The organism is Pseudomonas sp. BF-R-19 (genome assembly GCF_019956445.1).
GTDB classification, from domain to species: domain Bacteria; phylum Pseudomonadota; class Gammaproteobacteria; order Pseudomonadales; family Pseudomonadaceae; genus Aquipseudomonas; species Aquipseudomonas fluorescens_BH.
Window position 1 is genome coordinate 1 of record NZ_JAHBDN010000005.1, and the last position, 5346, is coordinate 5346.

The 5346-nt window shown below is 62.0% G+C and carries 6 protein-coding genes; 3 read left to right on the top strand and 3 right to left on the bottom strand.

Annotated features, from left to right (window positions below; all coding sequences use genetic code 11):
* Positions 1-100 precede the first annotated feature (100 nt).
* Positions 101-541, bottom strand: a complete 441-nt coding sequence (locus KGB28_RS00115) for a hotdog fold domain-containing protein (RefSeq protein ID WP_223440953.1) — start codon at positions 539-541, stop codon at positions 101-103.
* Positions 542-706: 165 nt separating this feature from the next.
* Here KGB28_RS00115 and KGB28_RS00120 point away from each other — a divergent pair, with 165 nt between their 5' ends.
* A complete protein-coding gene (locus KGB28_RS00120) occupies positions 707-1327 on the top strand; it encodes a TetR/AcrR family transcriptional regulator (protein WP_223440963.1) in 621 nt (206 codons plus the stop codon).
* A gap of 311 nt (positions 1328-1638) precedes the next feature.
* On the opposite strand, the gene KGB28_RS00125 is transcribed toward KGB28_RS00120, so the two are convergent.
* Together KGB28_RS00125 and KGB28_RS00130 are read right to left on the bottom strand one after the other, a co-directional pair.
* Complete coding sequence (locus KGB28_RS00125; protein WP_223440966.1) at positions 1639-2769, bottom strand: P1 family peptidase; 1131 nt, start codon at positions 2767-2769, stop codon at positions 1639-1641.
* 165 nt (positions 2770-2934) lie between these two features.
* Complete coding sequence (locus KGB28_RS00130; RefSeq protein ID WP_223440970.1) at positions 2935-4038, bottom strand: extracellular solute-binding protein; 1104 nt, start codon at positions 4036-4038, stop codon at positions 2935-2937.
* A 110-nt stretch (positions 4039-4148) separates the two neighbouring features.
* Here KGB28_RS00130 and KGB28_RS00135 point away from each other — a divergent pair, with 110 nt between their 5' ends.
* Positions 4149-4922, top strand: a complete 774-nt coding sequence (locus KGB28_RS00135; protein WP_223440973.1) for a helix-turn-helix transcriptional regulator — start codon at positions 4149-4151, stop codon at positions 4920-4922.
* A gap of 150 nt (positions 4923-5072) precedes the next feature.
* Positions 5073-5346 (top strand): hypothetical protein (locus tag KGB28_RS00140; protein WP_223440976.1); only part of this gene is annotated, 274 nt, incomplete at its 3' end.

The window sequence follows — 5346 nt, forward strand, 5'->3', positions numbered from 1 at the left end:
GGCGTCGTGTCAGCCAACATTTTTGGCGACTGACACACCGCCTTCGCGAGCAAGCCCGCTCCCACATTGGTCCGCGCTTTACCTGTCCTTTCAATCAGTGTCAGGACAGCTTCACATTCATGGTTATCCGCGCCGTGAACACCTTCTTGCCCTCGGCATCGTGAATGTCTACCGGCACGATCTTGTCGCCTTCGGTGGTCCAATCCACCGCATTCCCCTCGGCCACCGCCGTCACATCGCTCTTGGCCTTGGCCAGGTATTCCACGGTCATGCCTTTGGGGATCCAGCGTGCGCCGGCGGGAATGGAAACGTCGGTCATCATCCCGGCGGCCAGTTCGGCGGCGTTGCACATGGCAATCGCATGCACCGTCCCCAAATGATTGGTGATCTCCCGGGCAAACGGCACGTGCACGGTGGTGCTGCCTTTGCGCAAATCCTTGACCAACGGGTTGATGGTGGAGAAGTAGGGCGCCACCTGGCAGGCCATTTTGCTGAATGCTTCTGGACCGGCGCTGCTGAACATGCTGAGGAACTGACTCATTTTGATGCCTCTCGAGGATGACAGATTGCAGAATAATATTCCGTAACAGAATAAAGTTCTGTGACGGAACAGTATTCTGTCGAAGGGAAATCTGTCAACCTAGCGCCACTTGTTCGCTGGCAACCGCCAGCCCCCACCGATGACTTTTCCGGACTGTCTTTGCGCATGGAAACCGCCGATCTGCTCGAACGCTGCTACCCCGGACGACGCGCCGAACTCAAGCGCGACATCTTCAGAAAGGCCTTGGGCCTGTTCAACGAACAGGGGATCGAGGCCACCACCATCGAAATGATCCGCGCCGAATGCGATACCAGTGTCGGCGCGATCTATCACCATTTCGGCAACAAGGAAGGCCTGGTGGCGGCGCTGTTTTTTACCGCCCTCGATGATCAGGCCCGCTTGCGCGACAGCTACCTGGCTGAGGCCAAAACCACTCAAGCGGGGGTGCATGCGCTGGTGCACAGTTATGTGGATTGGGTCGATAGCCAGCCGGAGTGGGCGCGGTTCCAGTACCACGCGCGGTTTGCCGTCACCAAGGGGCCGTTCAAGGACGAACTCGCCACCCGCAACAAGGCGCGCAACAAGCAGTTGCTGGAGTGGCTGGGGGCGCAGGGTAATGAACTGGGGAGTTTGCCGGCGGAGTTGATCCCGTCGCTGATCGTCGGCCAGGCAGACAGTTACTGCCGCGCCTGGTTGTCGGGCCGGGTCAAGGGCAGCCCGAAGGCCTACCGGGACATGCTGGCGGAGGCGGCGTGGCGGTCGTTGTGCACCGGCGAGCCTCAATGAAAATCCCCCCCTGTGGGAGCGGGCTTGCTCGCGAAAGCGGTGTGTCAGCTAACATTCATGGCGACTGACACGACGCCTTCGTCGGATCGCCGCCCGGAGCAAGCCCGCTCCCACAGGGGAATGTGTTGGTTTTCGCAGGTAAAAAAAGAGCCTCAAAGCTCTTGATGGGGAGGAAGTGGAGCCGTGAGGCTCAAGATGCGCATGAAGCAAGCGGTGAGCTTGATAGGGGTTCAGTGCACTCACCACCTACGCAGCGGTTTGCACAAGCAAACGGCTGCGTAAGTTCATCCTAAAAAGACCTAGTGTTTCACTCAAGTACCGCTAGTCGCATCCCCCGGCCAGCCGGCGCGGCGCAACGCCTTGAGCAAGGTCTCGGCATCCAGCCCCTGCACCCCATGCCCGTTGCCTTCGGCCGTTTCGGCGGCAAGCAGGGCATTGATGATGGCTTCTTCCACGGCTTCGGTGGCGGCCAGGAACAGCTCGCTGATGTGGTCGTTGTTGACCATGCTCAGGTTGTCGGTGGTCGGTGCTTTCTTGCTCTCGTAGGCAGCCGGTGGCACGTGGTCGTTACCGGTGGCGAAGGCGATGAAAATGTCGCCGCTGTGGTCTTCATTACCGCCGCCGGTGCGGGCCAGGCCGAGGCTGGCGCGCTGGGCCAGGCGGGTGCACTGGTGTGGCAGCAGCGGCGCATCGGTGGCCAGGCAGACCACGATCGAACCCATGCCCGGATGGGGCAGCGAGGCCTTGAGGAACGGCGAATCGGCCTGTTTCATGTAGCGCCCGACCGGGTAGCCATCCACGCGCATTTCATTGCGAATGCCATGGTTGGCCTGGACGATCGCCCCCACCGTCCAGCCGCCCTGGACACTGCTCAAGCGGCGCGACGCGGTGCCGATGCCGCCCTTGAATTCGTGGCAGATCATGCCGCTGCCACCGCCGACATTGCCTTCGGCCACCGGGCCGCCCGTCGCTGAATGCACGGCCTGGGCCACGTGTTCAGGCTTCACGTGAAAACCGTTGATGTCGTTGAGCAGACCGTCGAAGGTTTCCAGCACCACCGGCATGTTCCAGTACAGGCGCCCGTCATCCGGCTGCTGCTCGCGGTCGAGCACGATCAGCGCGTCGCGTACCACGCCCAGGCTGTGGGTGTTGGTGAAGGCGATGGGGCTGGTCAGCAAGCCGGCCTCGCGTATCCACTCCAGCCCCGTGGCATCGCCGTTGCCGTTGAGCACATGCACGCCGGCAAAGCAGGGTTGCTGACTGGTGGAGCCGGCGCGCGGTTCGATGACGGTGACGCCAGTGAGGATGTCACGGCCATTGGCGGTGCGGCCTCGTACATTGCTGTGGCCGACGCGTACGCCGGGGACGTCGGTGATGGCATTGAGCGGGCCGGGTTGCAGTTGGCCAATCGGGATGTTCAGGTCACGGGCGCGTGGTTTCATGGTTTTCTCATCTTCAAATCGTGGCAGAAAAAGGGATGTTCCGGGCACCACAATCCCAATGTGGGAGCGGGCTTGCTCGCGAAGGCGTAGTGTCAGTCGCTATCAATTTTTGCTGATCCACCGCTTTCGCGAGCAAGCCCGCTCCCACAGGGAAATGCAGTGGATTCACTGACCGTTTTTGACCTTGCTCCAGATCCGCGTGCGCACGCGCTCGGTAGCGGGCGGCAGGGGCTGGAGGGTGAACAAGGTGGCCATGGCTTCGGCGGGTGGATAAACCGCCGGGTTGCTGCGGGTCGCTTCGGCCACCAGCGTGGTCGCGCTACGGTTGCCATTGGGATAGTTGAGGTGGTCGCTGACCGGGGCGATGACTTCAGGGCGCATCAGGTAGTCGATGAAGGCCATGCCTTGTTCCGGGTGCGGAGCGTCCTTGAGCAGCACCAGCGTGTCGAACCACACCGGCGCGCCTTCCTTCGGCAGGCTGTAGGCGATCTTCACGCCGTTGCCGGCCTGCTCGGCGGTGGTCTTGGCTTCGAGCATCGCGCCGGACCAGCCTACTGCCACGCAGATGTTGCCGTTGGACAGGTCGCTGATGAACTTCGACGAGTTGAAGTAGGCAATGTGCGGGCGCAACTTGAGCAGCAGTGCTTCGGCCTTCTTGTAGTCTTCGGGGTTGGTGCTGTTGGGCGGCAGGCCAAGGTAGTGCAGGGCAACCGGTAGCATCTCCGAGGGCGAGTCGAGCATGGCCACGCCGCATTCGCCGAGTTTGGCCAGGTTCTCTTCCTTGAACACCAGGTCCCAGGAATCCACCGGCGCCTTGTCGCCCAGCAGCGCGCGCACCTTGTCGATGTTGTAGCCGATGCCGTTGGTGCCCCACAGGTAGGGCACGGCGTATTGGTTGCCCGGATCGTTGTTGGCCAGCTTTGCCAGCAGTTCGGTGTCCATGTTCTTGAAGTCCGGCATCTGTGCACGGGACAGGGGGGCGAGGGCACCGGCCTTGATCAGCGTGGGCAAACTGAAGTTGCTGGCCACCACCACGTCGTAGCCGCTGCGGCTGGTGAGCAACTTGCCTTCCAGCACTTCGGCGCTGTCGAAGGTGTCGTAGACCGGCGCGATCCCGGTGTCACGCTTGAAGTCCTGCAAGGTAGTGGGGCCGATGTAGTCGTACCAGTTGTACACGTGCACCGTCGGGGCTTCGACCGCAAAAGCCGACAGCGACACCGCCAGGCAGGCGCCAAACCCCAGATTGAAATACAAGCGGTGACGACTCATGATGCGGCACTCCTGGCCTGTTGCGGCCGGTGGTAATCAGGAGTTTGCAGCGTATCGACCGGGGTGGCCTTCACCCATTCCCATCATGGGTTACTCAAAAGGGGTAGTGCGTGGACGCGTTGTTGAAAGAGTTGCCGGTGCACCAGGGGCTGGCGCGGGTCTTCTCGGCGGTGGGGCGGGACAGCTTCTGGCGTGCGCTGGTCGATACCCTGCGCTTGCTGGTGCCGCTGGACAATGCGCTGGTGGCGCTTATGCGCCCGGGGCACGTACCGCGATTGCTGATTGATTTCGATGCCAAGGGCAGCACCGAAGAACATGAAGAACTGGCGGACTACAGCGCTGGCATGTACCTGCTCGATCCGTTCTACCAAGCCGCTTGCGCGGGCATCGCCGACGGCTTGCACAGCCTCGAATCGTTGGCCCCGGACCAGTTCCAGCACAGTGAGTACTACCTGAGTTACTTCAGCACCGTAGTCGGTGGGGACGAGTTGCAGTTCATGGTCAACGTCGATGGCGCCGTGCTCGGCTTGTCCCTGGGGCGTTCGACACGCTTCAGCCTGGAGGAACAGGGCCGCCTGCTGTGCGTGCGTGACTGGGTGCTGGCGGCGATGCGCCGCCACCTGGATTTGCTGCCGCCGGAAGGGCCGGCCGCCGAACCACCGGCCGGCGACCTGGCGACCTTGCTCGATCGCTTCGACGCACGCCTGACGCTGCGGGAAATCGAAACCGCACGCCTGATTCTCCAGGGTTTTTCCAGCAAGGCCATCGCCCAGCAATTGGGCATCTCCCCGGAAACGGTGAAAGTGCATCGGCGCAACCTCTATCACAAGCTCAACGTGAACGGGCATGGCGAGTTGTTTGCGCTGGTGTTGCAGCCGCGTTGAATCGGCAGCCCTGCGTCTCATCCGCTTGAATGGAAAAAGCTTTGCCCACCATGGCGATGTCACAGGCGCCGACCTGTAACTTCTTACAGTTTCGGCCCGGCGCAAAAAGGCCCAGTCTGTCCTCAGTCAGAGCGAAGGACCGTCATTGCCGTGAACGCTTATCACCACACCGCGACACCGACGTTGTCGGTCATCGATCCACGCGCCCTGACGGTTCGCAGCATCGGCTATTGCCGCCATCCCGACAGCCCGGAGATTGATCCGCGCATTACCCGGCAACGCTTCGACGCGGCAGGCCGCTTGGTCGAGTCGTGGGACCCACGGTTGTGGGGCACGGCGCCGAAGCCGAACCTGGCCACGGTCTACGGCTTGAGTGGGCAACCGTTGCTGACGGACAGCGTCGATGCCGGTTGGCAGTTGAGTG